The sequence below is a fragment of the Glaciecola sp. 33A genome (assembly GCF_002836745.1).
Taxonomy (GTDB): Bacteria; Pseudomonadota; Gammaproteobacteria; order Enterobacterales; family Alteromonadaceae; genus Glaciecola.
The window spans coordinates 1-473 of record NZ_PJAR01000018.1; the positions used below are offsets into that span (position 1 = coordinate 1).

A 473-nucleotide genomic window follows, 5' to 3' on the forward strand; every position below is an offset into this window, starting at 1 on the left:
TCGCCTGGGAATTCGTATTCTGTCAACAGTTCACGAACTTCCATTTCGACTAGTTCTAGCAATTCTTCGTCGTCAACCATGTCACATTTGTTCATGAAAACGATCATGTAAGGAATACCAACTTGGCGACCTAACAAGATGTGCTCACGTGTTTGTGGCATAGGGCCGTCCGTTGCCGCAACAACTAATATACCGCCATCCATTTGCGCTGCACCAGTGATCATGTTTTTGATATAATCGGCGTGACCAGGGCAATCTACGTGTGCGTAGTGACGTGCTGGCGTATCATATTCTACGTGTGATGTAGAAATTGTGATACCGCGTTCACGCTCTTCTGGCGCATTGTCGATTTGATCAAATGCTTGAGCGCTACCGCCGTAAGTCTTTGCTAATACCGACGTGATTGCCGCTGTAAGAGTTGTTTTACCGTGGTCAACGTGGCCGATAGTACCAACGTTTACGTGTGGTTTATT

1 protein-coding gene is annotated in these 473 nt (G+C 46.5%); it reads right to left on the minus strand.

Features of this window, described 5'->3' with window-relative positions; genetic code table 11:
• Positions 1–473: GTP-binding protein (locus CXF81_RS00375; RefSeq protein ID WP_101179121.1), on the minus strand; the 473-nt coding region annotated here is incomplete at both ends.